Source organism: Bradyrhizobium australiense, assembly GCF_013114825.1.
In the GTDB taxonomy this organism is placed as follows: domain Bacteria; phylum Pseudomonadota; class Alphaproteobacteria; order Rhizobiales; family Xanthobacteraceae; genus Bradyrhizobium; species Bradyrhizobium australiense.
Window position 1 is genome coordinate 1 of sequence record NZ_JAAVLX010000032.1, and the last position, 2,837, is coordinate 2,837.

The 2,837-nt window shown below is 61.8% G+C and carries 1 protein-coding gene and 2 pseudogenes; 2 read left to right on the forward strand and 1 reads right to left on the reverse strand.

Annotated elements, in window-relative coordinates; genetic code table 11:
* On the forward strand, nt 1-1,342 hold a 1,342-nt coding region (locus HCN58_RS35110; protein WP_171583843.1), incomplete at its 5' end, for a porin.
* 163 nt (nt 1,343-1,505) lie between these two features.
* Here the strand turns inward: HCN58_RS35110 and HCN58_RS35115 are convergent.
* A pseudogene (locus HCN58_RS35115) lies at nt 1,506-1,730 on the reverse strand (transposase); the annotation flags it as partial.
* A 232-nt stretch (nt 1,731-1,962) separates the two neighbouring features.
* Here HCN58_RS35115 and HCN58_RS37760 point away from each other — a divergent pair.
* Nucleotides 1,963-2,837, forward strand: a pseudogene (locus tag HCN58_RS37760) (transposase); the annotation flags it as partial.

Genomic DNA, 2,837 nt, shown 5'->3' on the forward strand with positions numbered 1-2,837 from the left:
GCTGGGTGGCTATCTGCGCGCTGAAACTACGTTTGGCACGAGCTACCATTTTGACGCGGCAAACAGTGGAGTGGGTGGTGCTCGCAACCGCCTGAGCGACTATTACAGCTCGCGCTCTCGTCTGGGCCTCTCGATCGATACTCGCACCGCGACCGAGTACGGCTTGGTTCGCACTTACTTCGACGGGGCCTGGACTTGGACGACGGGTACCTATAGCGGTACCGGCGCTGGCGGGACGGCCTATACGACATCATTAGGTTCTCAGGTCGCGACTGGTACTCCCGGTCTCTACAACGCCTTCCTCCAGTTCGCCGGCTTCACCTTCGGTAAGGCGGGTTCGCAGTTCAGCACCCCTTGGGCCCAGTATCCGGCGAACAACTATGAACTGCCAGGCGGAGGAGGCTGGGACCCGGTGAACCAGTTCGCCTATACCTTTGAATTCGGCCAAGGTGTCTCGGCCTCATTATCCGCCGAGGATCAAGTCGCCCATAACCAACTGGCGATCTGGAACGTGAGCGCCGCGACGGCTGCAGGTCTCGCCGTCGGTGCATACGGGGCCAACGACTTCGGTGGAGCGCGAGCTCCAGACCTCGTTGCGTCCGTCACTGTTGACCAGGCTTGGGGTTACTTCAAGGCCTCCGTCGCCGGGCATAATAATCATGCTGCCTACTATGGCGCGTCTGAGCTCACCGGCCACCCCGATGATAAATGGGGCTGGGCTGGTCAGCTGGCATTGTCGATCAAAAACATCCCGACTGGTCCGGGTGATACGATCAACATGTCAGCTGTGTATACGAACGGTGCCAGCCGTTACAACTTTCACGATTATACGGCTGCACCCAGCTTCGCGATGTACGGAAGCACAGGCGTTGCAGGTGCTTACCAGAGCGTCGCCCTTGCTGGCGTATCTGACGCGGTATTCGTGACTGGCTCCAGTCAGCAGCTAACTACGACCTACGGCTTCCGGGGTGGCTACACCCACAACTGGGATCCGTACTGGGCCTCAAGCGTCTTCGGCGCGTGGTCTGCCGTGCGATACAACAGCACGGCGAAGGGGTACATCTGCGGCGCTTACTTCGCAACCCTCGCGCTCTCGAGCGGTCTTGCAGGCTGTAACCCCGACTTCAACTACGCGGTCATTGGCACGAGGACGCTTTGGACCCCGGTCAAGAACCTGGCCTTCACGGCCGAACTTGCGTACACGATGCTCGACCAGAAGCACGCGAGCGGAAGCACGGTGGCCTTGCCGGCGCAGGCATCTATTGCCAAGCCGGGCGCTGCGTATGAGCTGAAGGACCAAAACAGCCTCACGTTGCTGATCCGAGCTCAGCGCAATTTCTGATTCCCCATCAAACCAGCGGAAGGAGATACGAAGCGGTTCTATTCATCTAAGTTTAACCTCCAAGAAGGCCTCCGGCATGCCCGCCGGGGGCCTTTTCGATCGTGCCCCGTAGCGTGGTGTAACTGACGGCCGGTCACCGCCAACTTTCCGGCGTCGGAAGGCATCAGCCTGCCACAGCGGGCAGACCGACGATGGGATCATCGCTCAACGGCGCGATGGTTTTCAGTGTCATACAGCGGGCGCGCTGGACCGCCCACTCATCATTCTGTTCGAGCAGGATAGCGCCGACCAGGCGAACGATGGCGTCCTCATTGGGGAAGATGCCGACGACGTCGGTCCGCCGCTTGATCTCGCCGTTGAGGCGCTCGATCGGATTGGTAACCGATATGAGAGTTCTAGGTGCCAACTTCGGCTGCGGTGTTCTACATCGTGGCGTATGGTGCGACCATCGGCACAGAGGCACCGGAAGCACGACGTGCGGACAGGCCGATACACACGATGAGCCAAGAGCTCTACTTAGTAGCTGGCCGCCTCTGCGACTCGCCCGGTTGCGCTGGGAGCGCGAATCCGTAGTTGCGTGTCGCCCGCAGCTCCCGTCATATGTCTGGCAGGAGGTGCGAATGCGACGGGTGATTGGCATCGGCATCCACCGAACTTTCGGGGAAGTGGTGTTTTGGGAGGACGAAGGCTCCGACATGCGGGCCGCATTGATATGACGCGGACTGCGCTGGAGGGATTTGGCAAGACCCTGCTGGCCAGTGATGAGGTGGTGGTCGAAGCGACCGCCAACAGCATGGCGGTGTCGCGAATCTGGCGCCGTTCGTGGCACGGGTTGATTATCGCCAACCGCTGCTGGTGAAGGCGATTGCCCAGGCTCACGCCAACGCAAGCGTCGGCTTGTGGCGCGGCGCTACCAGGCGGTGCGCATCGCACGCGGCTCAAGAGCGAGGTGCATTCGATCCTGCACGCGCATCTGATCCCGAAGTGCCCGCATGCCGATCTTTTCAAAGGCCGCGGCCGAGGTTGGCCGCTCAACAGTAGCCGGACGCTGAGCGCGCGGCCATCGATCGGCACGTCCGTGAGCTTGACCGGCTGGCGGAAGACCTGGCCCTGCTCGACCGCAAGATCGCGCAGGACGCATCGACGATCCCGCGGTCAACAGATTGTTGACGATCACCGGCGTCAACTTTGGCGGTCGCCGCCGGCATCGTGGCGGCGATCGGCGACATCATCCGAATTCAACAGCCCGCAGAAGCTGGTGAGCTAACCCGCGGGTGCGGCAGTCCGAACTGGGAGCTGCCCATCACGGCCACATCAGCAAGATCGGCCGCAGTCATGCGCGCCATGCCGGTCGAGGCGGCGTGGGCAGCGGCCAAGGCGGCCCGGTCCACCACTGCACGTCTTTTTCGTGCGCATCCGCGCCCGGCGCGGCCATCAGATTGCCGCGGTGGCCGTGGCTCTCAAGCTCACTGTGCTCTGCTGGCATTTGGTAGCC